This is a genomic window from Pseudomonas sp. 8(2025), assembly GCF_052665325.1.
Genome location: NZ_JBQOIE010000003.1, coordinates 176,254 through 201,119 on the forward strand (window position 1 = coordinate 176,254; position 24,866 = coordinate 201,119).

The 24,866-nt window shown below is 64.6% G+C and carries 18 protein-coding genes; 7 read left to right on the plus strand and 11 right to left on the minus strand.

Annotated features, from left to right (window positions below):
* Positions 1–87: 87 nt before the first annotated feature.
* Complete coding sequence (locus ACUXVH_RS07680) at positions 88–813, minus strand: tellurite resistance TerB family protein (protein WP_011059476.1); 726 nt, start codon at positions 811–813, stop codon at positions 88–90.
* 272 nt (positions 814–1,085) lie between these two features.
* On the opposite strand from ACUXVH_RS07680, the gene ACUXVH_RS07685 reads away from it, so the two are divergent.
* The 4 genes from ACUXVH_RS07685 to ACUXVH_RS07700 all read left to right on the plus strand — a co-directional run bounded on the left by ACUXVH_RS07685 (position 1,086) and on the right by ACUXVH_RS07700 (position 4,343).
* Positions 1,086–1,496 carry a hypothetical protein gene (locus ACUXVH_RS07685; RefSeq protein WP_019093917.1) on the plus strand — a complete coding sequence of 137 codons (411 nt, stop codon included), beginning with the start codon at positions 1,086–1,088 and terminating at the stop codon, positions 1,494–1,496.
* Entirely contained in the window at positions 1,486–1,929 is a 444-nt protein-coding gene (locus tag ACUXVH_RS07690; protein ID WP_015634300.1) for a hypothetical protein, read from the plus strand. The genes ACUXVH_RS07685 and ACUXVH_RS07690 overlap by 11 nt, the downstream gene beginning before the upstream one ends.
* Positions 1,930–1,979: 50 nt before the next feature.
* Positions 1,980–3,002: a hypothetical protein gene (locus tag ACUXVH_RS07695; protein WP_228102379.1), complete on the plus strand. Its 1,023-nt coding sequence runs from the start codon at positions 1,980–1,982 to the stop codon at positions 3,000–3,002.
* Positions 3,003–3,149: 147 nt separating this feature from the next.
* Entirely contained in the window at positions 3,150–4,343 is a 1,194-nt protein-coding gene (locus tag ACUXVH_RS07700) for a DUF418 domain-containing protein (protein ID WP_015634298.1), read from the plus strand.
* Here the strand turns inward: ACUXVH_RS07700 and ACUXVH_RS07705 are convergent.
* A complete protein-coding gene (locus ACUXVH_RS07705) occupies positions 4,340–4,873 on the minus strand; it encodes a GNAT family N-acetyltransferase (RefSeq protein ID WP_065364562.1) in 534 nt (177 codons plus the stop codon). The genes ACUXVH_RS07700 and ACUXVH_RS07705 overlap by 4 nt on opposite strands.
* A gap of 200 nt (positions 4,874–5,073) precedes the next feature.
* Here ACUXVH_RS07705 and ACUXVH_RS07710 point away from each other — a divergent pair, with 200 nt between their 5' ends.
* Positions 5,074–6,693: a glucan biosynthesis protein D gene (locus ACUXVH_RS07710; RefSeq protein ID WP_015634296.1), complete on the plus strand. Its 1,620-nt coding sequence runs from the start codon at positions 5,074–5,076 to the stop codon at positions 6,691–6,693.
* Between the two features lie 160 nt (positions 6,694–6,853).
* On the opposite strand, the gene ACUXVH_RS07715 is transcribed toward ACUXVH_RS07710, so the two are convergent.
* From ACUXVH_RS07715 to ACUXVH_RS07725, 3 genes are all read right to left on the minus strand, one after another.
* The gene (locus ACUXVH_RS07715) at positions 6,854–7,960 is read right to left on the minus strand and encodes an NADH:flavin oxidoreductase/NADH oxidase (protein ID WP_065364563.1); all 1,107 of its coding nucleotides are present in this window, start codon (positions 7,958–7,960) and stop codon (positions 6,854–6,856) included.
* 410 nt (positions 7,961–8,370) lie between these two features.
* Positions 8,371–10,080, minus strand: a complete 1,710-nt coding sequence (gene recJ, locus ACUXVH_RS07720) for a single-stranded-DNA-specific exonuclease RecJ (RefSeq protein WP_019093923.1) — start codon at positions 10,078–10,080, stop codon at positions 8,371–8,373.
* 57 nt (positions 10,081–10,137) lie between these two features.
* The gene (locus ACUXVH_RS07725; RefSeq protein WP_011059467.1) at positions 10,138–10,680 is read right to left on the minus strand and encodes a YaeQ family protein; all 543 of its coding nucleotides are present in this window, start codon (positions 10,678–10,680) and stop codon (positions 10,138–10,140) included.
* A 219-nt stretch (positions 10,681–10,899) separates the two neighbouring features.
* Here ACUXVH_RS07725 and ACUXVH_RS07730 point away from each other — a divergent pair, with 219 nt between their 5' ends.
* On the plus strand, positions 10,900–12,636 hold the full coding sequence (locus ACUXVH_RS07730) for a hypothetical protein (protein ID WP_065364564.1): 1,737 nt from the start codon (positions 10,900–10,902) through the stop codon (positions 12,634–12,636).
* A 69-nt stretch (positions 12,637–12,705) separates the two neighbouring features.
* The gene (locus ACUXVH_RS07735) at positions 12,706–14,424 is read left to right on the plus strand and encodes a hypothetical protein (RefSeq protein ID WP_445494459.1); all 1,719 of its coding nucleotides are present in this window, start codon (positions 12,706–12,708) and stop codon (positions 14,422–14,424) included.
* A gap of 29 nt (positions 14,425–14,453) precedes the next feature.
* Here the strand turns inward: ACUXVH_RS07735 and ACUXVH_RS07740 are convergent, their stop codons facing one another.
* The 6 genes from ACUXVH_RS07740 to bacA all read right to left on the minus strand — a co-directional run bounded on the left by ACUXVH_RS07740 (position 14,454) and on the right by bacA (position 24,656).
* A complete protein-coding gene (locus tag ACUXVH_RS07740; RefSeq protein ID WP_077933399.1) occupies positions 14,454–15,143 on the minus strand; it encodes a phospholipase D-like domain-containing protein in 690 nt (229 codons plus the stop codon).
* A 36-nt stretch (positions 15,144–15,179) separates the two neighbouring features.
* The gene (locus ACUXVH_RS07745) at positions 15,180–20,327 is read right to left on the minus strand and encodes a DNA repair ATPase (RefSeq protein WP_445494462.1); all 5,148 of its coding nucleotides are present in this window, start codon (positions 20,325–20,327) and stop codon (positions 15,180–15,182) included.
* A 176-nt stretch (positions 20,328–20,503) separates the two neighbouring features.
* Positions 20,504–22,579, minus strand: a complete 2,076-nt coding sequence (locus ACUXVH_RS07750; protein ID WP_011059462.1) for a flotillin family protein — start codon at positions 22,577–22,579, stop codon at positions 20,504–20,506.
* A gap of 37 nt (positions 22,580–22,616) precedes the next feature.
* Positions 22,617–23,258 (minus strand): OB-fold-containig protein, encoded by a 642-nt coding sequence (locus ACUXVH_RS07755; protein ID WP_011059461.1) that lies wholly within the window; start codon positions 23,256–23,258, stop codon positions 22,617–22,619.
* Between the two features lie 66 nt (positions 23,259–23,324).
* Positions 23,325–24,020 (minus strand): PspA/IM30 family protein, encoded by a 696-nt coding sequence (locus ACUXVH_RS07760; RefSeq protein ID WP_015634287.1) that lies wholly within the window; start codon positions 24,018–24,020, stop codon positions 23,325–23,327.
* Between the two features lie 15 nt (positions 24,021–24,035).
* On the minus strand, positions 24,036–24,656 hold the full coding sequence (bacA, locus tag ACUXVH_RS07765) for a biofilm formation regulator BacA (RefSeq protein WP_011059459.1): 621 nt from the start codon (positions 24,654–24,656) through the stop codon (positions 24,036–24,038).
* Positions 24,657–24,866: the final 210 nt, after the last annotated feature.

A 24,866-nucleotide genomic window follows, 5' to 3' on the forward strand; every position in this document is an offset into this window, starting at 1 on the left:
GGCGGTTTTATCACCCCAGCCAAGGCAATTCGGCAAATCCACCCGGCAGAACCGCCATCCGTGGCGAACGGCACTCCCAGCGCCGCTTCAGAGATTGTTCTGGCGCACCTGGTTCTCCAGTTCGGCCTTGAGCCCCGGCGCCAGTTGCAACTGGCGCGCCAGCTCGTCCAGGTAGGCTTTTTCCATGAAGTGCTCTTCATCCACCAGCATCACGCTGGCCAGGTACATTTCCGCGGCCATTTCCGGCGTGCTCGCGGCCCGGGCGACATCCGCCGGGTCCAGGGGCTTGTTCAGTTCACTGTGCAGCCACTGCTGCAATTGCGGGTCGTTGTCCAGCTTGCGGAACTCGCCCTCGATCAGCGCCCGCTCGCGCTCGTCCACATGGCCGTCGGCCTTGGCCGCCGCCACCAGCGCCTTGAGGATCGCCTGGCTGTGCAATTCCACCTGCTGCGCCGGCAGGCGGTCCAGGGTCTGGGGTTCGCTGCGCGGGGCGGCGCCCTGCTGCGCCTGCCAGTTGCCGTAGGCTTTGTAGGCCAGCACGCCGAGGGCCGCGAGACCGCCGTAGGTCAAGGCCTTGCCGCCGTACTTGCGGGCCTTCTTGTTGCCCAGCAGCAGGCCCATGGCCCCGGCTGCCAAGGCACCGCCACCGGCACCGGAAAGCAGCCCACCGAGGCCGCCGGACTGGCCACCGAGCAAGCCGCCGAGGCCGCCCTGCGAGCCCTTGCCGTGCTCCGCCGGCGCTGCGCCTGCCTTGTTCTGCAGCATTTCCTGGCCGGACCTGAGTAATTGATCAAGCAATCCACGGGTGTTCATCTGCTGCCTCCGGAAAATAGGTGTCATGTCGACACATAAGGCTGTAAGCCTAGAGAGAAGTGCCCGGGTCGATGCGGCGATAGTGCTTCTGAATGTTGCTTTGCCCGGCCTGGAACACCGACGTCGCCCCACTGGATTGGCGCCCCGAGTTACGGCACTATCCGCCTCCTGAAAAGCACCGGCGCCACTGCCCGGACTCACCCCATACCTTCCGGCAGCAAGGATGCGCCCATGCCCCGTGACAACCCCGCCACCGCCTGCGAGTGCCGCCCATGAGCCTGGACGCTGCCAGCCGTTATCAGGTGACGCGAATCCTCACCGGCCTGGCGCCCCATTGCCTGCCACCGCTGCTGTTCTATTACGCCCATGTCTGGGGCATACCGGTGTACCGCAGCCACTTCGGCGCTCTCGCCAAGGGCTTCGGTCTGGGGATGATGGTGGAACTGCTGCTGCAACTGCTGATCGTCGTCAGCTTCCTGCAGGTCCTGGTGCCCCAGCTCAAGGTCAAGCTGGTCCTGATCGGCACCCTGGCGCTGTTCACCGCCTGGGCAATGTTTCCCGACCATCCGATACGCGGCTACGTCTATTGCTTCCTGATGACCGTGCCGCCATTGCTGGCGATCTGGCTGGCGCAGGGTCTGTGCCGGCTGTGCCTGCCCGGGGAGCAGTTGCATGCCCAGTAGAAACACCCCAATTGCGCGCTTCTGGCTGGCGCTTGTGCTGCTGATCATTGGCCGCCCCTGCCTGGCCATGAGCCTGGAGCAGCAGTTCGCCGGGCTTGCCGACTGCTCCATGGAAAACGTCTATCTGGACGCCAGCGACCACCAGCCCCGGGGCGCGTACTTCAGCGAACGCCAACTGCAGCCCTGCGAGCTGGACGAAGCCGCCCGCTATTGCGTCGACGACCAGTACCACGGCCTGGCAGTCAGCGCGGTGATGATTCCCTATCGCGGGCCGTTCTCGGTCCACGCCCTGTATCTCAAGGACAGTGTCGACAGCGTGCGCCAGCGTCTGGGAACCGCCTTCTTCGGTGATGGCCGGGAACGCCCGCTGCTCACCGAAGACCGCCATACTCCCGGCAGCTCGGTGCTGTATTGCGACCCGCAAAGCCAATGAGCCTGCTTGCCCACATGCCTGTTCTGTATCGCCCCCGGATGACCCTGCCGATGCCCACCCCCCGTCGCTGTTTGCACCTGATCGCCCTGAGCCTGATGCTCGGTGCCGCCGCCCAGGCCGCCGCCGCACCTGCCTGCCCGTCCAGCGACCTGAAGGTCTTTGCCCAGGCCTTTGCCAGCAGCCCGGAACTGCAGCAGGCATTCACTGCCGTGCCACTGGTCGAGCAACGGCCGATCACTGACGAGCGCGGCCGGGAAGTCACCGCGCGCTACAAGCTCACGGGCGACACCCACCACCTGCTGACCCGGCTCGCCCCCAAGGCCCAGGCCGAAGCTGGCCTGCAGAGCTTCTGGGAGGGCAATACCCTGGTGGTCAACGATCCCCTGGGCGATGTGGTGCAAGCCTTCGTCTTTGAACAGGGTGCCTGCTGGCAACTGGTGCGCGTCGAGCAATGGTCCATGGACGAATTGCTCACACACAACGCCCCCGCAGGCGAAAGCGCCCTGCAGCGACAGATGCGCAAGGCTGACCTGTTCCTGGGCTACGGCGGACGCGAGCAGTACCCGCTGACCGCGTACTTCTTCGAGCTCGGGCAACGCATCCTGCTCGATGCCGCCCGCCACGGCTCACCCAAGGCCGCGGTGCAGGCGGTCAGCCTCGGCTACTCGGGCATGGCCCCGGCGCTCAAGCCGGGGGAGCCGGAAGAACTGCTGCTGCCCTACGCCAAGACCGATGCCGAGGCGGCGCTGATGCTGTCCATGTACTACTGCGACCCAGTCGGCGATGGCTCGATCACCCAATGCCAGCAGCCGCGCAAGTCCGAAGAGCTGGTGCTGCGCACCGCCAGGGAACTGGATTCAGGCAGCGCCTTCTACTACCTGGGCAGTGGCTATGCCGATGGCCAGTGGGGCGTCACCGACAGACCCAGGGCCCTGGCCTGTCACCAGGAAGCACTCAAGCGCGGTGACCTGCATAGCCTCTGGCCGCTGACCTGGTGGAGCAAAAAGAATGAGATGCCGGCCAGCGGCGCCCAGTGCCTGGAACCTTCAGCGCCCGCCCAGGCGGGAAGCTGAGCCCGCATCTTGACGCTTTTTAACAAAATCCCCATAGCTGCGCCCCGGCCTGATCGGGTTAATTGAGCCTCTGGCTCGATCAACCCCGGAGGTCCGTTCCATGCGCTGTACCCCGCTTTCACCACCGCTGTTGCCGGTACCCCGCAGATGACGGCCTCCGGAGCGACGCAAGCAGCGCGCCTGGAGCAGGTGGACGCCCTGCGCGGTTTCGCCCTGCTGGGCATCCTGGCGGTGAATATCTGGTCCTTCGCCGATCCGTACTACGCCTCGTCGGTGAGCAACCCGGGCTACGCCAGTAGCCTTGACCACCTGGTTCGCTGGCTGGTGTCGGTGTTCTTCGAGACCAAGTTCTACCTGCTGTTCTCGTTCCTGTTCGGCTATAGCTTCACCTTGCAGATGACCTCCGCCGAACGCTCGGGGGAGCGCTTCGTGCCGCGCATGTTGCGCCGGCAACTGGCCTTGCTGGTGATCGGCCTGATCCACGGCGCCCTGCTGTTCTATGGCGAAATTCTCTCGCTGTACGCCGTGCTGGGGCTGGTCCTGCTGATGCTGCGCGGCTTGTCGGTCCGCTGGGCGGCGGCCCTGGCCGCACTGTTGATCAGCGGCACGGCGGCGCTGTTCCTGCTGTTCGGCATCACCCTGCTGGAGGCCGGCCTCTACACCGGCGCCGCCGATGGCGGGCCGGTACTCAAGGACCTGGCCCTGAGCGGCAGCGCCCTGCAAACCCTGGCCTACAACGCCTCGCACCTGCTGGAAACCGCCTCCGCGCTGTGGCTGCTGCAGGGCCCCTGCACCCTGGCAATGTTCCTGCTGGGCTATGTGGCGGGGCGCAACAAGCTGCTGGTGGCGCCCTACGCCTTCGAACCGCACCTGGCACGGCTGCTGAGGATCAGCCTGCCGCTGGGCCTGGGTGGCGCCCTGCTCTACGGCTACTGGGCGGCCTATGCGCCCGGCGGCGGCCTGGAAGTGCTCGGCTACGGCATCAGCCAACTGACCGCACCACTGCTCTCGGCCAGCTACGCCATGCTGCTGCTCAAGGCCTTCGGCTCGGCCCCGGGCCAACGCCTGTGCCGACGGCTGGCGCCACTGGGGCGCATGTCCCTGAGCAACTACCTGCTGCAATCGCTGATTCTGGGGCTGCTGTTCACCGGCTACGGGCTGGGGCTGGTCAACCACTTGCCGCCGCTGTGGATTGTGCTGCTGGTGGTTGCCATCTACCTGCTGCAGATGCAGCTCAGCACCCTGTGGTTGCGCAGCCACCAGTACGGCCCCTGCGAGTGGCTGCTGCGGGCCGTGACCATCGCGGCCTGGCCAAGCTGGCGCAAGCGCCTGGCGGCCTAGGCCAGGCGCAGGTACAGGTGGATGTCCTCGGGCTCGATGCGCAGCAGTTCCGGGTCGGGCGCGGCCAGCAGTTCGCAGCCCAGGCTCCTGTAGAAATCCACCGTATGCCGCGACGGCGTGGCCGACACATACAAGCCCTGCCCCCCCAGGACCAGGGCCTGCTCCCGGGCCAGCGCAAACAACTGCCGGCCCAGGCCAAGGCCGCGATAGGCCTGGCTCACATGGAGGAACTTCAATTGCCGCAGATCCAGCCCGGCACAGGCGATCGGCAGGCAATCCACCACCACCGCGGCCACCAGCGCCGGGCCGTCGAACACCCCGTACAGCCAACCGCCACGCCGGTAACACTGCTGCAAGATCAGCGCATCATGCTCGGCCTCGCCCTCCGGCCAGCCCTGCACCACTTCATGCTGGGCGTAGCAGCTCAATTGCCCATTGCACAGGCGGTAGAACTCATCGATGACCTCGGCGCGGTCGATCCATTTGAGCAAGGGAATATCGTCTTCGCCGAGCAAGCGCGGGTGCAGCATGGGAGCAGTTCCTGAAGGGGATCGGGCGGTTACCAATGGACACAAGCTAATCATTTTTCTGCCCCTGGCGAACCGTTTATTCTATCCGGCGTCTGTTTATAGTCCGTTGCGTTTGGCCGATGGCATGACCGAACCACCCCTCGCGATCCCCCCACGCAGCCAGGAACGGCTTGGGATCTTTCTCTGATCAAGGTTCAACCATGCACCGCAGGAATCTCCTCAAAGCCTCCATGGCCCTGGCGGCCTATACCGGCCTCTCGGCCAGCGGCCTGCTGGCCGCCCGCGCCTGGGCCGGCGCCGCTGATGGCCAGGCCCAGGCGTTCGATTTCGACCAGCTCAAGGCCCAGGCCAAGCAACTTGCCGCCAGCCAGTACGTGGACACCAAGCAGGTGTTGCCGCCCACCCTGGCGAAGATGACCCCGCAGAACTTCAACGCCATCCAGTACGACAGCAAGCACTCGCTGTGGAACGAGTTGAACGGGCAGTTGGACGTGCAGTTCTTCCACGTCGGCATGGGCTTCAAGCAGCCGGTGCGCATGCACAGTGTCGACCCCAAGACCCGCCAGGCGCGGGAGGTGCACTTCCGCCCGCCACTGTTCAACTACCAGAACACCAGCGTCGACACCGCCCAGCTCAAGGGCGACCTGGGCTTTGCCGGGTTCAAGCTGTTCAAGGCCCCGGAACTGGACAAGCACGACGTGGTGTCCTTCCTTGGTGCCAGCTACTTCCGCGCAGTGGACGCCACCGGCCAGTACGGCCTCTCGGCCCGTGGCCTGGCCATCGACACCTACGCCAAGCGCCGCGAGGAATTCCCCGACTTCACCCAGTTCTGGTTCGAGACCCCGGACAAGGACAGCACCCGCTTCGTGGTCTACGCCCTGCTGGACTCGCCGAGCGCCACCGGTGCCTACCGTTTCGACATCGACTGCCAGGCCGAACGCGTGGTGATGGACGTCGACGCCCACATCAATGCCCGCACCGCCATCGAACAACTGGGCATTGCACCCATGACCAGCATGTTCAGCTGCGGCACCCATGAACGGCGCATGTGCGACACCATCCACCCGCAGATCCACGACTCCGACCGCCTGGCCATGTGGCGCGGCAATGGCGAGTGGATCTGCCGCCCGCTGAACAACCCGGCGAACCTGCAATTCAACGCTTTCGCCGACAAGGACCCGAAAGGCTTCGGCCTGGTGCAGACCGACCACGAGTTCGCCAGCTACCAGGACACCGTGGACTGGTACAGCCGCCGCCCGAGCCTGTGGGTCGAGCCCACCACTGCCTGGGGCGAAGGCAGCATCGACCTGCTGGAAATCCCCACCACCGGCGAAACCCTGGACAACATCGTGGCCTTCTGGACCCCGAAAAAACCGGTGGCCGCCGGGGACTCGCTGAACTACGGCTACAAACTCTACTGGAGCGCCCTGCCGCCCGTGGGCACGCCCCTGGCGCGAGTACACGCCACCCGCTCCGGCATGGGCGGTTTCGTCGAAGGCTGGGCCCCGGGCGAGCATTACCCGGAAGTCTGGGCGCGGCGCTTTGCCGTGGACTTCACCGGCGGCGGCCTCGACCGCCTGCCAGCGGGCACTGGCATCGAGCCGGTGGTCACCGCGTCTAACGGCGAGGTCAAGGACTTCAACGTGCTGGTGCTGGACGAGATCAAGGGCTACCGCATCACCTTCGACTGGTTCCCCACCAACGACAGCGTCGAACCGGTGGAGCTGCGGCTGTTCATCCGCACCAACGACCGAACCCTGAGCGAGACCTGGCTGTACCAGTACTTCCCGCCGGCGCCGGACAAACGCAAATACCCGTGACCCGCTGCCAGCCCCGGCCCGCCCTACGGGCCTCTTCGCCGGCAAGCCGGCTCCTACAGACCGCACCGCTCCCGTAGGAGCTGGCTTGCCAGCGAAGGCAGCCTGAAGCCAGGCACAAAAAACGGCCCGCACGGGCCGTTTTTTTTACATCGGCAAAAGCCTAATCGCGCAAATCCGACTCATGAATCGGCTGGTCCCTGTGGGTCGCCCGCTGGTACTGCGCCGGCCAGATCGCCTTGCGCCCGCCCAGGTCGTCATCGGCATGCAGCGGCCAGTAAGGGTCCCTCAGCAGCTCCCGGGCCAGGAAGATGATGTCCGCCTGACAGGTACGCAAAATATGCTCCGCCTGGGCCGGTTCGGTGATCATCCCCACGGTCCCGGTGGCAATCCCCGACTCCTTGCGCACTCGCTCGGCAAAGCGCGTCTGGTAGCCCGGCCCGGTGGGAATCTCGGCATTGGCCGCGGTGCCTCCGGACGACACATCGATCAAATCCACCCCCAGGTCCTTGAGGCGCCGCGCCAGCTCCACGGTCTCGTCCGGGTTCCAGCCGTCTTCCACCCAATCGGTGGCCGACACCCGCACGAACAGCGGCAGCTCCTCGGGCCACACCGCGCGTACCGCTTCGGTCACCTGCAACACCAGGCGAATGCGGTTTTCGAACGAACCGCCGTATTGATCCTGGCGCTGGTTGCTCAGGGGCGAGAGGAACTGATGCAACAGGTAGCCATGGGCGGCATGCACTTCCACCACTTTGAAACCGGCCTCCAGCGCGCGTTTGGCCGCCTCAACGAAGGCCTGGATGATCTCGCCGATCTGCCCCTCGTCCAGTTGGGTGGGCGGCGTGTGCTGCGGATCGAAGGCAATCCGCGATGGCCCCACCGGCACCCAGCCACCGTCCTCGGGCTTGACGCTGCCGGACTTGCCCAGCCAGGGTCGATGAGTACTGGCCTTGCGCCCGGCATGGGCCAGCTGGATACCCGCCACCGCGCCCTGGGCGGTGATGAAACGGGTGATGCGCTGCAAGGGTTCGATCTGCGCGTCGTTCCACAGGCCCAGGTCCTGGGCGGTGATCCGGCCTTCGGCGGTAACCGCCGTGGCCTCGGTGAAGATCAACCCGGCGCCGCCGACGGCGCGGCTGCCCAGGTGCACCAGGTGCCAGTCGTTGGCCAACCCGTCCACCGACGAGTACTGGCACATGGGCGACACGGCGATGCGGTTGAGAAGGGTCAGTTGACGCAGGGTATAGGGTTCAAGCAGCAGACTCATGGGGCACCTCTCGGTCAATGGTCAGGCTCCAGGGTTCTGTTTGAACGGTCGACGAGTGACTGCGAAGTGAAGCGCCCGCCCCCGCGGGTAGAAGAATGACAAAAGGTCACAAGGCCAATCAGACAGTGCTTAGAGACTAGTCGACAACACTGTCGCCGGCAGGGTTCCTGATGCGTGCCCGGGCAAAAAAGGCGCTGCTCCCCTTGTAGCCGCTGCCGCAGGCTGCGATCGGCTGCGTAGCAGACGTGGGGCTTCAAAGGCCCTCAGAGGTCGGCGCAAGATTGCCGGCAAGGCCCTGCAGGCCTTTTCGCAGCCTCGCCACAGGCTCGGCAGCGGCTACAGGGGTTGCCAGCAGAGGCGGGGGAAGGTGGTGAGGACGCACAAGGCAAGGCCCGGCGCCCTTTCGCAGGTCAGCGCGGTTCGATGTGGGCGATCATCAACTGCACGGTTTCCTGGCCACGGAACTCGTTGAGGTCGAGTTTGTAGGCCAGCTCCACCCAGCGGATGGTCGGGTTGGGCCAGACTTCGCGGTCGATGCCGAAGGCAATGCCGTCCAGCTTCAGCGAGCCGCATTCGCTGCGCAGCACCACTTTCAGGTGGCGTTCGCCAACGATGCGCTGCTCCACCAGTTCGAACACGCCATGGAACATCGGCTCGGGGAAATGCTGGCCCCAGGGGCCGGCGTGGCGCAGGGCCCGGGCCAGTTCCAGGTGGAACTCTTCCACGGCCAGGGTGCCGTCCGACAATAGGCGCCCGGTGAGGTCTTCTTCGCGCAACTGGCGCCGCACTTCTACGTCGAAGGCTTCGGCGAAGGCCGGGAAGTTCTGCTCCGGCAACGACAGGCCGGCGGCCATGGCGTGGCCGCCGAACTTGCTGATCAGTTGCGGATGGCGCGCGGCCACGGCGTCCAGGGCGTCGCGGATATGAAAGCCCGGCACCGAACGCGCCGAACCCTTGAGCATGCCGTCGCCGGCATCGGCAAAGGCGATGGTCGGCCGGTGGTAACGCTCTTTCAGGCGCGAGGCGAGAATCCCGATCACCCCCTGGTGCCAGTCGGCGTCGAACAGGCACAGGCCAAACGGCATCGACTCCACCGGCAGTTCCTTGAGCTGGGCCAACGCTTCGCGCTGCATGCCCTGCTCGATGGATTTGCGGTCCTGGTTCAGTTCGTCCAGCTGGGCGGCCATGGCCCGAGCGGCGGAAACGTCGTCGCTGAGCAGGCACTCGATACCCAGGCTCATGTCGTCCAGGCGCCCGGCGGCGTTGAGCCGCGGGCCGAGGATAAAGCCCAGGTCGGTGGAGGTGATGCGCGAATGATCACGCTTGGCCACTTCGAGAATCGCCTTGAGCCCCGGCCGCGCGCGACCGGCGCGAATCCGCTCCAGGCCCTGGTGCACCAGGATGCGGTTGTTGGCGTCCAGGGGCACCACGTCCGCCACGCTGCCCAGGGCCACCAGGTCCAGCAGCTCGCCGATGTTCGGCTGTGGCCGGGTTTCATAGCGCCCCAGGCTGCGCAAACGGGCGCGCAGGGCCATCAGCACGTAGAAGATCACCCCGACCCCGGCCAGGGCCTTGCTCGGAAACTCGCAGCCCGGCTGGTTGGGGTTGACGATGGCGTCCGCCGCGGGCAGTTCATGGCCGGGCAAGTGGTGGTCGGTGACCAGCACTTGCAAGCCTGCTGCCTTGGCCGCCGCCACGCCCTCGACACTGGAGATGCCGTTGTCCACGGTGATCAGCAGCTGCGGTTCGCGCTGCAGGGCCACGGCAACGATTTCGGGGGTCAGGCCGTAGCCGTATTCAAAGCGGTTGGGTACCAGGTAATCGACATGGGCCGCGCCCAGCAGGCGCAGGCCCAACAGGCCCACGGTGCTGGCGGTGGCGCCGTCGGCGTCGAAGTCGCCGACGATGAGGATGCGCTGGCGCTGGTCCAGGGCGGTCACCAGCAGGTCCACCGCGGCATCGATGCCCTTGAGCTGCTGATACGGGATCAGCCGCGCCAGGCTCTTGTCCAGCTCCTCCACCGACTGCACGCCACGGGCGGCGTAGAGGCGGGTCAGCAGTGGCGGCAGATCGCCAAGAAAGGGCAGGACGGCGGGCAACTCACGGGGTTCGATACGCATGGGCTAACAGCAACTTCTCTGGGGGGACGGTGGATCGTTCAGGGGCAGAGCGGGCGATCAGCCGCGCTCGCCCAGCAGCCATTCCAGCTGCACTTCGTGCTGGCCGCGATCGTCGGTGACGAAGATCGTGCCTTCGCTGATCATCACGTCCCACTTGATGACACGCGGCATGTCCTTGGCCAGGGTCTCGAGGACTTCCTGGGGCACGCCGGCGATGTTGAGGTTCTTCAGGTTCTTCACCGCGTCCAGCACCCGGGTCTGCCAGACCCGCAGGCTGCCGTAGGCCAGAAGGCTGGTGCGCTCGGTGCGGCGCGAGCACCAGGTCAGGCGATCGGCGTCCGGCTGGCCGACTTCGATCCAGTGCAGGACGCGGTCATCCAGGCTCTTTTCCCACAGGGCGGGTTCATCCACGTCCGACAGACCCCGACCGAACGACAGGTGCTCGTTGTACCAGAAGGCGTAGGCCAGCAACCGTACGGTCATGCGCTCTTCGGTTTCCGAAGGGTGACGGGCGATGGTCTGCTTGACGCTTTCATAGACCCCACGATCGAGGTCGGTCAGGTTCAGTTCGAATTTGTAGGTGGTGGACGGCTGGGCCATGTGCGGGCTTCTTGAATGTGCGAAAAGGCGGCAAGTCTAACCCGAAACCCGCCGCCCTGCCCGACCGCTGACCGGGCCGCCCCTGTCCTGGATGACATCCGCTGAAACGCATTGGCTGGGTAAAGTCGGTTGCCAGCCCGTGACCATGGCTTTATAACCCCGCGCAAACCGGCTGACGCGCACCGCGCCAGAGCCGCTGTTCAATAGAAAAGGACGTCCATGACCCTCTTTGTCATCCTGCTCGTCATCGTGCTGCTGTTCATCGCACTGATCCTGTACTTGCGCCAGAAATCCGCCGACCAACAGCAATACCTGGAACAGACCGGCAACCTCACCGCCCAGATCAATCAGACCCTGCTGATGAGCAAGGCCGAGCCGCAACTGGCCCTAGAACTGGCGCTGCAACTGCCAGAGGGCGAGGCGCAGCAGTTGGCCCTGCAACTGGTGGCCAGCGAGCTCTATGTGGCTGGACACAAGGCCCAGGCCACGGCGATCTACCAGCAACTGCCGCCTCACGCTCGAGAATACGTGCTCAATACCCTGATTGAAACGCTGCTCGACAGCCAGGATACCCAGGCCTGCCTGGAGCTCCTGGAGCACTGGGGCGAATCCCTGCCCAGCTGGCCGCTGCTGCAGGTGCCAATCCTCCAGGCCCGCGGTGAACAGGCGCGCGCCCTGGCCCTGATCGGCGAGCTCGGCGACCCGAAAAACCCTGCGGCCCATGAACGCCAGAGCATCGGCAATCTGCTGATGCTGTCGCGCCTGCAATTTCAGGCGGGCATGCAAGACGCCGCGCTGATCAGCCTCGAACAGGCCTGGGCGAGCTTCCAGCAACCCGGGCAGGAGCGCTATCACACTGTGCTGCGCAGCCTGTTCGACGCGTTCGCCACCCAAGGGCATGCCGAGCGGATTCTGGCCCACTCGGCCGAACTGCCGGCCGCGGAACAGGTGCAGGCGCTGATCGCGCTGTTCGATGCCGGCCAGGTGGAGCCGGCCTTCAGCTTGCTGGCCGACAACGGCACCCTCTACTCCTCGACCTACAGCGACCTGATGGACTCGGCCCTGAAACGCCAGCCAACCGAAACCGCCCTGCGCCTGCTGGACCTGACCCCCGAGATGCACCAGCACAGCCTGCTGCTGCAACTGCTCAACCATCTGGCGGCCCAGGGCCAGACCGCCGAAGCCGAGGCCCTGCTGCAGGCGCGAGCCAGCCACGAGTCGCAGCGTCCGGGGCTGATGCTCAACCTCTGCGATGAGTTGCACCAGGCGCAGCCGCAATGGACCACAGCCCTGCTGGCCCAGGCCCTGCAACTGATCGACGGCTACAAGAATGAACATGAGTTCTACAACAGCTTGCGCATGCAGGCCCTGCAAACCCAGCTACTGATGCAAAGCCACCTGCCAGCTCATCGCCGGGATAGCTGGCTGGTGCGCAGCAGCATCGAGGAAATGCACCGCCTGCGCCAGCAGATGCCCGGTGACGAGCAATTGCTGCATCTGTGCGACCAGGCCAAGCTGCTGCACGCCCTGGACCAGACCGCCCAGGCCAGGTCCCTGCTGGAGCAGGCGGTGCAGCTACTGGATGGCGAGCCGCTGCCGGATGTGGATGAGATGGACGCCCGCTTCTACCTGGAGGACATCGCCAGCGCCTACCTGAACATCGACGATGTACAACAGGCCCAGGCCCTGCAGGACCGGCTCAACGCCGAGGATTCGGGCAGTCGCATCCTGGAAGAGGAACTGCTGCTCAACCATATCCAGCATCAGCGTTACGCCCAAGCCATCGAGGGCCTGAACCTGGGCATCCTGCTCAGTGACAAGAAGCCCCTGTCGCTGCTGTACCAGGCCCTGGAAGACCTGCAGCAGCGTGCCCCCGAACGTGCCGGCGAGCTGAAACAGCAGCTGATGGCGCGCATTGCCAACGGCCAGATCTGGCTCAGTTCCCAGACCAACTGACGCCCCCCGGTTGCGCGCCCTTGGCGGGGCGCGTCACCGGCCAACAGCCGCACCCGAGGAAGATTCATCATGGAAGTACTTGTCATCCTGCTGCTGATTACCGGCGTGATAACGCTGCTGGTGGTCTATGCCAACAAGCGCAGCGCCGGCAATGACCTGGGCATCACCCTGGACGAGGCGGCGCAGATCAATCGCGCGGCGCACCTGAGCGCCATCGAACCGCAAGTGGGCCTGCAACTGGCCCAACGCCTGACGGGTAAAGCCCGGCAACTGGGGCTGTTCCAGATGCCCGCAGCGCTGTACCGGCAGGGGCACCCGGAACAGGCCCTGGAAGTACTGGCCGAGCTGGATGAAACCTACCAGCCCATGGCACTGAACCAGTTGCTCGAAACCCTGCTCGACAACGACGGCCCGCAGGCTGTGCTGGGCTTGCTGGAGCGCCTGCATCAACCCCTGCCGTCAGCGCCCTTGCTGCGCATCCCGCTGCTGCTGGCCAAGGGTGAACACGAGCAGGCCCGCGACTTGCTGGTGACCTTCGGCGTCAACCAGCTGAGCCCGGACTCCCCCGGCGAGCACCGGCAGTTGGCTACCCTGCAACGCAGCTTGGGCCTGGCCGACGAGGCTGCCATCAGCATCGGCCTGGCCTGGCAACTGCTGCTCAAACAGCCGGTCAACGAACTGGACCCACACGAGGTAGAGCAGACCCTGCGCGAGTACCGTGCCCAGGGGCAGGATGCACAGTTCCCGGCCATGGCCGCGCAATTGCCCGGATCGGCTCGGATCATCGTCGTGACCCTGCTCATGGAAACCGGGGAATTCGAGGCCGGGTTCGAACTGCTGGCGCAGGCCCTCGAGCCCGAGGACTACTTCGGCTACCCGCCGCTGCTCAAGCTGATACTGGACGCCAACCGCCCGGATCTGGCTCCACGGCTGATCGCCCAGATGCCGGAAAGCTACGCCAGCGATCTACTGCTGAGCCTGTTGAACTGGCATGTCGGGCGCAACGAAATGGCCAAGGCCGAGGCGGCCCTGCAGGCCTGCGCCGTTTCGCCCTCGCAGCGTATCTGGTGCCTGGTCTGCCTGTGGGGCAGCTACGTCGAGGAACACTCGCAATGGTGCGCCCATCTGCTGGAGCAAGCCTTGCTGACCCTGGAAACCCTGCGTGGCGATGAGCAATGGCCATGGTTGCGCCTGCTGATCCTGGAAACCCAGCTGCGGGTGCAGGCCGACCTGCCGCGCCTGCGCCGCGACAGCTGGCTGATCCGCAACAATCTGGAGGAAATGGCGCGCCTCAACACCCAGCTCGAATACGCCGATCGACCGATGAAACTGGCCTTGCAGGCCAAGCTGCTGCATGACCTGGAGCAGACCCGGCAAGCCGGTGAACTGCTGGACCAGGCCGTGCAAGCCCTCGACGACAGTCAGAATGCGCCTCTGGATCCAGCGGAAAAGAACTTCTTCCTGGAACAGCTGGCGCTGAGCTACGTCTACATCGACGACCAGGCAAAGGCTGTCGAACTGAAAGCTCGCCTGGAGCAGCAGGCGGCCTACACCCACCAGTTGAGCCAGGCCATGGTGCTCAAGCACATCCACGAGCAACGCTTCGACGAGGCGATTGCCGGGCTGGAACCGAGCAACCTGTTTATCGGCGAAAACCCGGTGCAGCAGTTGCACCTGGCCCTGGAAACCCTGCGCCAGAGCGCCCCGGAAAAAGCCCAAGGGCTGTGCCAGAAGTTGATCGACCACCTGGCCGCCGAGAGCGCCTGGGGCCAGCCGAACGCCGCCTGAGGCCGCGTCAAGGCCCGCCGCTGCACGCCTTAACGCGGCGCGTAGCGGCTCCAGAGTTCGTTGAACTCCTTGAGGTAACTGGCCACCAGTTGCGGGTGGTCGATCACCAGCAGGTTCTCCTCATTGCCGGTGGTGGCGCTGCGGGTCCAGTTGAAGCTGCCGTTGAGCAGGGTCCGGCCATCGAACACGGCGAACTTGTGGTGCATGTGGAACGGCGTGTCGTCGATCCGCACCGGCACCCCGGCCTCGCGCAGCGCGGCGATGTCGCTGCCGACATCGAACTGCTTTTCACTGTCGCTGATCACCCGTACGGCCACGCCGCGCTGGTGGCAGGCGCGAATTTCGTCGCTCAGTTGATCGTCGGAAATGGTGAACACACAGATATCCACCGAGATTCGGGCCTGGCGGCACAGGTCGCGGATCTTGCGCCGGCAGTCTTCGCCGGGGCTGAAGTGGGCGCTGGCCATGTCCCGCACCGGGGCGCTGTTGGCGTCCAGGGTCTTGATCACTTGTTCCAGCCACTTCAACGCCGGCAGCACATTGACGCTGTCCGCCAGCGCCAGCTCGCGTACCAGGTCAAAGGCACGGTTACGCATGTAGCGCACCTGGTCCTGGCCCAGTTCGCTGCCCAGCTGGCGCAGCTCGTCCCGCTCTTCGTTGCTCAGTTTCAGGTCCAGCAGGCTGTCGCGCAGTTGCTGGTCCAGGTGGGCAAAATCCATGTCGTGATCCTTGGCTGTTCGCCGGCAAGCCGGCTCCTACGGTTGGGAGTCCTTGAGGGTCGGAACCTCGCCGTTACTGAGCATCTGGCTCAGTTCGTCGAGGCGCGTGGCAATGTCGCCAATGCGCTGGTGGCTGTGCAGGTCGACATCGATCTTCTTGTGCATGACCTTGAGCAGCGGCAGGAAACTCTGCTCCAGGTGCTCGGAGAGGTTCTCCAGCACTTCACGCATGCCTTGCTGCGGCGCGGGCCGGGCCAGGCCGCGCACGCCTTCCACCAGATCGTTGAGCTGGGCCACGACGCGGGTGCCGACATCGCTGTCGCTGCCGCCCATGGAACGGTTGCGCACGAAGTCGCGCTTGATCTGGGTCCAGCGCTCGCTCTGCTCCGGGGTCTGGTTGCCCCGCAGTTCGGCGAGCTTGAGCAGGTTCTCTTCGGCGCCGGTGGTCAGCAGCTGGGATTCGCCCTGGTAGTGGTCGGCCAAGAGTTGCAGGAGCTCGGCGTCGTTCATCACCGCCGAGATCTTCTCGGCCATCTTGTTCATGTTGCGGTAGCTGCCCTGCAGCTTGAACGGCGGCTCGCTGCGGTACTGGTCGGCCTGGGCGGCGCTGGCGATGTACTGCTGGTTGACCCGCAGCACCACGTCGCGCACCTGCATCAGGCGTTGCAGGGTGGTGGTGATCTCGTTGATCTCGGCACCGCTGTAGCTGTGGCTCAGCTCGTTGCTGGAGAAGGCCTTGCCCTCGGCCTTGGCGACGAAGCGGTAGACGTCCGCCATGTCGCGGGTGGCCAGTGGCGCCAGCACCGGGTTGGAGGTCAGGCCGTTCTCGATGTAGCTCAGGGCGAAGGCGTCCTGCATGCCCCCCAGGGTGTCGCCGAGGTTATAGATGTCGGCCCGGTTGGCCAGCATGTCGGGGATCTTGAACACTTCGCCGGACTCGGTATACGGGTTGCCCGACATCACCACGCAGAACTTCTTGCCGCGCATGTCGTAGGTCTTGGTGCGGCCTTTCCACACGCCTTCGATGCGCCGGGTGCCGTCGCACAGCGAGATGAACTTCTGCAGGAATTCCGGGTGGGTGTGCTGGATGTCGTCGACATAGAGCATCACGTTGTTGCCCATCTCCAGGGCCAGGTTGAGCTTCTCCAGCTCCTGGCGCGAAGTGGCGTCCGGCGCCTGGGCCGGGTCCAGGGAACGGACCTGGTGCCCCAGGGCCGGGCCGTTGATCTTCATGAAGATCAGGCCCAGGCGGTGCGCCACGTACTCCATCAGGGTGGTCTTGCCGTAGCCCGGTGGCGAAATCAGCATCAACAGGCCCATCAGGTCGGTGCGCTTGTTCTCGCCCACGGTGCCCATCTGCTTGGCCAGGTTGTCGCCGATAAAGCCCAGGTACACATCGTTGATCAGCTTGTTGCGCACGAACGAGCTCAGCGGCCGCGGCTTGAATTCGCTCAGGCGCAGGGCCGAGCGTTCGCGGCTGATGATGCCCTGGCGCAGGCTCTGGTAACGCTGCAGGCCAGGCAGGAATTGTTCGCGATGGGCCCGCAGGCGAGCGAAGAAGCCGTCCACGGTGAGGGACAGGCTGCGCTCCTGGATGCGCGGGTGTTCGCCCATCAGGTTGTCGACCTTGAACCGCAGATCGACTTCGGTGATGCGCTTGGCAAAGTCTTCCCGCAGCAGCGACAGGGCCACCGCCTCGGGCACGTAGTCGGCCCACTCGACGAACTCGCCCTCGGCGCACAGGGCCGAGAGCCAGTTCTCGGTCAGCGCCCACTGCGCAGCGGGCCGTTCCACCAGCCGCGCCAGGGCCTGCTGGTAGTCGTCCCACATCCGCGCGCCCTGCAGACGCAGGGTCAGGGCTTCCTGCAGCTGCTTGGCGTATTTGCTGAAGGTGAATTCGATGCGTTCTGCGGCCAGTTCCTGAACCAGGTACTCGGCAGCCTCCGGCAACAGCTCCGCGGCCAGGGTGAAGGCGTGCTGCTGATGCCAGTCACCCAGCGCCACGAGGATTTCCTCCTGCAATTGCAGCAAGCCTTCACGACGCCCGAACAGTTGCTGGATATGCCGGCTGGTACGGGCACGTTCCACCCATTGCCGAGGTTGCGGCTGTTCCTGCTGGCGATCCCAGTAGAGGCAGGCAAAGGCACGGGCCGCCGCGCCGAAACGCAACAGGCCGGCGCTGTCGCGCAGGGGCAGCAGTTGCAGGAGAATCGCTGCGGCGTCGTGGTCGTGGATGCCTTTCTCGTAGCCTTCCTTGTAGCGCGGCGCGGCAAAGTCGCGGATCACCCGCGCCAGTTCTTCAGGGTGCGCCAGCAAGGGTTTCAGGCTTTCCAGGCTCAGGCCTTCCTGGCCGCGGTCGGCAGCGTCCAGCACCTGCCCGGCCAGGTATTCGGCGCGGTACAACTGGGCCGATTCCGACTCCAGGGCTACCTGCCAGAAGTCCCGCAGGGCCTCCAGCTCGGGGTCGCGCAGGGGTTCGAGGAAATCCGTGCCGGTGAGGTGCAGGTGCAGCTCATCGCCCCGGGGCATCAGGGTCAGGTCCAGCTCCTGGGTGTTGACGCTGAAGCGGTGGCGCGGCCCCAGCTTGATGACGTTGCCGCCCTCTTCGAACAGCTCGGTCTTGTCGCGCAGGGCACGCACGGCCTGGTCCCGGGCGCCCTTGAGGCGCGACTCGACATCGTCGGCCTTGACGCTGTCCTTGAGCTCGCGCAAGCGCTCGGCCAGCTCCCGCAGCTTGAGGATCAGCGGGTCGGCGGCGAAGAACGCATTGAGCTCTTCGGCCTGGGTGAACTTGGCGGTGCGCCGACCGAGGCTGTCGAGAATCCGCCGCGCGGCATCCAGCAGGCCCTGGGCCTTGCGCTGGCGCTCGTCGAGCAGCGATTGCTTGTGGGCCTCGAAGGTTTCCAGCAACTCCTCGCGCTTGCCGAGGATGTCGCCGAGGAACTGTTCGTGATCGCCAAAGCGACTCTCCAGCTCCTCAAGCTGCACCAGCAAGCGCGACAGTTGCTCATCGCAACGCTCGGGGTCCTGGGCCTGGGCCAGGGCGTTGGTGATGCCCTGGCTGAAGAGTTTGAACTGGGCGCCGAACTGGGCCACGGTCTCGGTCGAACCCAGGGCCTTGCGCCGTTGTTCGGCGCGGGCCTTGGCCTGGTTCAGGCGGGCGTAGATCTGCGAGATGGATTCGATGATGCGGGTGCGCTGGGTGGCGTCGTCGATCTGCAACGAAGCCATCAGGCTCGACAGCATGTCCAGGTCCCCGGCCATGGCTTGCAGGGCGCCCAGGGGCTCGCTGAGCTGGGCCACGGTTTCGGCTTTCTGCGCCTGGGCGTCCAGGGTTTCCAGCTGGGTGACGAAGGGTTGCAGGGCCTGCTCGCTGGCAAGGAAGGTCGCGGTGCCGGCGGCAGTGCGTTCCTGGGCCTTGAGCAGCTCGGCTTCCATGGCGTCGATGCGCGCCACGTCGATGTAGCGGTAGTCGCGAATGGTCAGCAGCAGGCCGCGCTGGGTGGTGATGCCGTTCAGCGCATCGACGAAGCTCTGGACCTGGTCCCAGCTGTCCACCAGCAGGCTGTCCAGCAGGGCTTTCTGCTTGGCCTCCGCGGCCACCATGGCCTGGTCCGACTGGCGGCGGATGCTTTCGACCTTCTCGTATTCGTCCAGCACCAGCTCCGACGTGGACGCCACTTCCCGCAGCAGCGGGGCCAGGCCGTCCAGCTCGTCGCTGCCCAGCCAGTGGTACACATCGAACAGCCGACGGGTGTTCTGGCACAGCAGCGAGTAGCGCTGCACCGACACCGCCGGGGTGTCGATCTCGCGGCACAGGTCGTAGAGGTCGGAAACGCTGCGCACCAGTTCGGCGTTGCCGATGCGCCCGAGGAAACCGCTGCGGGTCGGCTGCCGCGCGGCGTACTCCTCGGTGAAGAACGGTGTCTGCCAGACCTGCATCGGATGCACCCGGGTCGGCTCTTCGCCCTCGGCGGCGAAGATCACCATGCGCCCGTCTTCCAGGCGTGCGTAGCCGTGGCCGAACAGCGGGTTCTGCAACTGGCGGTTGATCATGTTGTAGGTCAGCAGCACCGAGCGGCCCTGCTCCGGGTGGTAGAAGATGTACTGCACATCTTCACCGTTGGGCGAGCGCACCGAGCGCTTGTAGCGCATGCCCTCCATGGACTGCTCGAAGGTCTTGTACTCGCCGCTCTGCAGGTAGTAGCCGCCGGGGAAGATGATCCCGTGGTCCTCCGGCAACTGCACGCAGGCCAGGCCGATGGCGTCGATGCGCTCCACCTGGCGGGTCAGGCTGTTGAACACCAGGTAGCGCCACTGCTCTTCGCGGTACGGCAGGACCTTGAGCAGGATCAGGCTGCCCAGGCGGGCGAATTCGATCTGCGAGTCGTCCAGGGACTGGGTCTTGTCCAGCACCTCTTCGCGATAGATGCCCAGGCCCGACTCGGTGTTGTTCTCGACCTTGATGGTCAGGTCGCCACCGATGGTCTCGACGAACACCGTGTCGAGGATGTTCAGGTGCGGGAAGCGGCCTTCGACCACCATCTCGCGGGTGGCTTTCTTCCATTCGAAATCGAAGGGTGCCGGCAGGGCGATATCCCGTTCGCCCCGGTTGTCGATGTAACGGACATCACGCCCGTCCACCGAGATCGACCAGCGGAACACCCGCACATCGGTGACCCGCTCGCCGATCTGGAAACTTGCCAGCAGCTTGCCGTCACGGATCGCCAGTTGCAGCAGGCGGGTGTTCTTGTAATAGGTATAGAGCTCGTTGAAATCGTTGAGGAAGCCCTGGGCCGCCAAAAAGCTGCCTTCCAGGGGCACGGGCTCGGCTTCGTAGCCTTCGCCCTCTTCCACCAACCGATAGAGGGAAAACACGTCAGCGACGCTGGTTTCCTTCTTCAGGCCGATAAACACGTTGTAGCCGAACAGCAAGCAGTCGCCGACCTGGACGATGTCCCGGGCGATGCAGTTGTTCTCGGTACGGATGCGCACCCGCCCGACCACTTCCATGCGGCTGTTGCCGAACTCGTCGAGACGCCTCTGGTTGAGGTCGTCAGTGGTGGCCCGCAGGCGCTGGCCCTGGTCCAGCAGGCGCTTGTGCAGCACCTCATAGGCGCCGCCTTCGGCGACGGCCTTGTCCAATACGTCCTGTGGGGGAGTTGCGACTTGAGCGTCCGACATCGTGGCCTTCCTGGATCTACGGCGGTATGCAAAAAAGCGAGCTCCTCAAACCTGGAGCCCAGCACCTGAAACCAGCCAGCTGAAACCCGCCGCCTGCCACCTGCCCTGCAGCCGTCGATAAAAACGACGGCTACAGGATCAGGCGAGGGCTGGCGAATCAGCTGTGGTCAGGCATTTCAGGCTTCGGCAGACGGAGCGTCGGCCTTGCGCGTAACGGCAGCGGCGGCCAGCTCAGCGGCTACGGCCGGAGCGCCCTTGCCATTGAGCAGGCGTGCCAGCACGTCCTGGACCACCGGGCTCTTGCCCACCACGCCCTCGATGGCCTTGCCCACCGACAGCGACTTGGCGAAGGAATTGAAGAAGTCGCCTTCGCCGCCGACGATCTCGATCTTGGCCTTGCTGAGGGCAGCCGACAGCACTTCGGCCTGGTCCTTGGCGATTTCCTTGTTGGCGGCGATGGCAGCCATCGCTTCCTCGAAGTTCTTCTCCAGTTGCATGCGGAACTCTTCGTGGGACCGCGCGCTGTCGCTGAGGGAGTCCAGGGCACCGAACTTCTTGCCCAGGCCTTCGGCCTCGGCGTTCAGGCGCTGCAGCAGCACTTCGGCTTCGGCCGAACCCAGGTCCTTGGTGGCCTTGGCCTTGGCCGCGCCCAACTGTTCTTCGCCACGGGCCTGGGCACCGAGCTTCTCTTCCATGACCTTGGCTTCAGCGAGGCCGTCCTTCTCTTTGGCAGCCGCCTGGGCTTCCATGATGCGGGCGTCGGCCAGGCCTTTTTCCTGCTCGCCACGGGCTTCGGCAATCAGCTGCTCGGTGCGTACGCGAGCCTGGGCCAGGCCTTCTTTTTCCTGGGCCGCTGCGGTGATTTCCAGCACCCGGGCATCGGCCAGGCCAGGCGCGGCGCGCTCGGCTTCCAGGCCTTCGGCCAGGCGTTTCTTGGCTTCGGCCTGCTTGGCCGCGGCTTCCAGTTCGGCCTGGGCCAGGTTGTTGATTTCCACGGCCTTGTGCTTGGAACGGGTCTCGTCGGCTTCGGCCTGTTTGACCTGGCGCACCAGATCCTGCTCGGCTTCGGCCTGGGCCTGGATCACCACCACTTGCTTGGCGCGCTCGGCTTCGGAGACTTCGCGCACTTCCTTGATCCGCTCTTCCTCCTGGGCCACGGTCTTCTCCACCGCTACCCGCTCACGGATCACGGTGGCGATGTTCTTGCGCTGCTCTTCCAGAGCCTTTTCTTTCTCGATGCGTTGCAGTTCCACTTCACGCTCGCGGGCCACCACTTCCAGGTCCTTGGCGCGGGTGACTTTCTCGACTTCGATGACCACCGCACGCTGGCGGTTCTGCTGGGCCACTTCGACTTCGCGCTGATGGTTCTCGGTGCGCACGTCGATTTCCTGCTGGGACTGAATGCGTGCCTGTTCGGCCTTCAGGCGCTCTTCTTCCTTGACCTTGGCAGTCTCGGCTTCCTCGCGGGCACGGATGGTTTCGATCTCGCGCTTCTGCCGGGCTTCGGCATCGGCCTGCTGGCGTTCGAGGGACAGCGAGGCTTCGCGGGTCTCGACGTTCTTCTTCTGGATCGCCAGTTCCTGGTTGCGCTCCAGTTCGTTGGTGATGACGTTCTGCGCCGCGGTCAGCTCGGTGATCTTGCGGATACCCTCGGCGTCGAGAATGTTGCTCGGGTCCAGGGAGTGCTTGGCGGTCTGCTCCAGGTAGTCGATGGCCACGTCTTCCAGCACATAGCCGTTGAGGTCGTTGCCGATGATCTCGATGATGCGGTCGCGGAAGTCCTGGCGGTTCTCGAACAGCTGGACGAAATCGAACTGCTTGCCCACGGTCTTCAGCGCTTCGGAGAACTTGGCGTTGAACAGTTCGTTGACCGCGGCGCGGTCGGAGGCACGGTCGACACCGATGGCCTTGGCCACCTTGAGCACGTCTTCCTGGGTTTCATTGACCCGCAGGTAGAAGGCCACGGTGATGTCGGCGCGCATGTTGTCGCGGCAGATCAGCCCGTCCTTGGCCCGACGGTCGACTTCCAGGGTGATCAGCGAGATGCGCATGAACTCCTTGAGGTGGATCACCGGGTACACCAGGGCACCGGTGAAATGCACCTTGGGGGTCGAGGACATGTCGTTGACGATCAACGCCGTGCCTTGGGGAACCTTGATATAGAAGGCCTTGAACAGGGCCAACAGGCCGAAGACCACCAGGACGACGAGGCCGATCCCGAGCAGGATGGGCAGCAGCGACGGTAAATTCATGCAATCAATCTCCTTTGATTCTTGAGGGAGCCCGGGCTCAGAGGCCGCGAAACTCGTCCTCTGTAATGACCCGATAGGCGTGTTGCGCCTCCAGATACTCCAGTAACACGACGCGATCGCCGCGTTTGAAAGCTCGTGCCTCATCGGCACGCACACGCAGGATCAGGCCCGCGCCGCCGTCCTCGAGCACGGCTTCGCCATGTTCCAGGGTGACTCTGCCGCTGCGTACCACAGCCGTCTGCCCCAGCACCGACTTGCTGCTGGTGGCCTCCATCTTGAGAAACAGCGGGCGCAGCGGACGACAGATCGTCGCGCTGATGGGCGCTGCCAGGAACAGTGCGAGCACCGCCAGCAACAGGCCCAGGGGATAGCGCAGCCAACCCAGGGGCAGGTGGCTGAGCACGTAGAGTTCGGCGAAATAGGTCAGGAACCAGCTGAAGAACATCAGCAGGGTCAGCACCAGGGTGACCGGCACCCCGTTGAGTTTGAACTTGATCAGCAGCCCGGCCAGGCCTTCGCCGGCGTGGGCACTGTCGAGCAGCGAGTCGGCCTCGAAGTCCAGCAGGTCGACTTCAAGCATGCCCATGGCCACCACGGCCCAGTAGATCACGGCCAGGCAGAGCATGAAGCTGAACAGCACTGTGGGGAACGACAACACTGTCTGCAGGAAGATTTCCATTGCTTTCCTATCCCTGAAAAAGCCGGGCAAGGCCAGGCGGCCCCGCCCCTACAACACAACGGTGAATCAGGACTTGCTACGGTCCTTGAGGCGCGCCAGCACGCTGTCGGCGCTGGTGCTGCCGGCAACGATCCCGGCTTCACGCAACTTGGCATCCAGGGCATCGTCCGGGCTGCTGGTACTGGCCAGCTCGGCCGCGGCGTCCATCTTTGCCGCGCGCTCGGCCTGCTTCTGCTTGATCCGCTCCAGGGACTCCACGGCGGTGTGCAGCTTGCTCTGGGAGCCGCCGTAGCGCTGGGCCACGGCCTGCTGGGCCTTCTGCACGCTTTCGGTGGCCTTGACGGTATCCACCTGTTGTTTCAAATGCTTGATATTGCCCTCGGCCTGGGTCACGGCCTTGCGCAACTGCGCGACGCTGGCGGCAAAACCATCGGCCTGCTCACGCTCCACGGCCAGGTCATTTTCCAGGTTGGCGATCTTTTGCGCCACTTCCTGGGCAAGGGCTTCGTTGCCCGCTTCCAGGGCCTTGAGGGCGTAGCTTTCATACTCGGCGATCTTGGCCGCGCTGCCGTTGGCGCGCTCGGCGGCGAGTTTCTGCCGGGCCATGATCTCGGCCAGGGCTTCCTTGGACTTGCGCAGTTCCTGATCGGCGTCGCGGATCTCCTGATCGAGAATCCTCAGTGCCTGGCTGTCCACCAGGGCCTCGCCCGCCTCATTGGCACCACCGCGCAGCGCGGTGAGCAGCTTGCTCCATACGTTCATGTGCATTCCTCCAGGTCAGGCCTGAGCCTTCAGGTAGCCTTCGTAGGCCTCGGTTGCCCTGATCACGTTGCTGGCCAGGGTTTCGATCTCGTAGAGCACGTTGGAGAGAATCGAGGTTGCGCTCAGGGCGCCGTACATCATGTAGTGGCGCTCACCGCCAAAGCGGGTTTCCAGGCCGATGCTCGACAGCGGGAACAACTGGCGGCTGAGCAACACTTCCTCGTTGAACGCGGCCACATCGGTCACTTCGCTTTGCGGCCACAGCAGCGCCTCCACCAGGATCTGCTCGCCGGACAGGGCCACGAACAACGGCAGGTCGCCGTATTCGCGCATGGTCACGTGCAAGCTCGGCTCGGCACCCTCCAGCAGTTCAACGCTGGCTTCGCCACTGCTGAACAACTCGGTGGCTACCAGGGCCTGGCACAGCGATCGGGCATTCCAGATCTGCGGCATGCTCATTTCTCCATCCTTTTCCACAGGAGCCAGCCCTTCTGAGGGCTGACGCAGTTTGCGTTCAACCGCCAGCAACGCCTGGGCGTTCTCCGGCAGTATCCAGACTTCCTTTTTCACCAGGCCCTGATCACGCAGGCGCTGGCGGAATAAACGTTGGTAATGGGCTGAGGATTTGTTTTCCATGGCGCAGAGACTAGAACATCACATGTAAGGTTTTCAATTCATCACATGTAAAATTTACAGGCGACATTTGTAACAAGAAATATCAGGAGGAACGCTCGGCAAACAGCCGCAAGGCATCCATCGCTGCATAGACCCTTTTACAGCTTTCGCAACCGCTCTTTTTTCAAGCGGCGTCATTAAACCCTGCCGCCCAATGGAATGAGAAGCACA